This is a genomic window from Streptomyces sp. NRRL WC-3549, from assembly GCF_000721935.1.
In the GTDB taxonomy this organism is placed as follows: Bacteria; Actinomycetota; Actinomycetes; order Streptomycetales; family Streptomycetaceae; genus Streptomyces.
In genome coordinates this window covers 1-251 of sequence record NZ_JOCS01001861.1, presented here as the reverse complement: position 1 = coordinate 251, position 251 = coordinate 1, and the positions used below count along the sequence as shown (strand labels likewise).

General features: G+C 70.5%; 1 protein-coding gene. It reads left to right on the top strand.

Features of this window, described 5'->3' with window-relative positions; genetic code table 11:
• Positions 1-251, top strand: a 251-nt coding sequence (locus tag IH13_RS36400) for a hypothetical protein (protein WP_037840613.1), incomplete at both ends; no start/stop codon positions are given.

Here is a 251-nt window from a genome sequence, read left to right as displayed (position 1 = left end):
ACGTTCGTCGCACTGGACGACCGGCCCGACCTCGAACTACTCGGCCGCCTCGCCGGCCCGGCAGCCGAGGCCCTCCTCACCCAGGCCGAGGCAGCGGGACTGCTCGACATCGGACGTGCGGACGGGAGCGTGCGGTTCACCGCCTCCGCGATCGGCACGGAACTCACCACGCGGCTGCAGGACGACGCGCGCAGACTCCTGCACGCCCGCCTGGCCGAGGCCAGCCACGATCTGTCTCTTATACACATCTC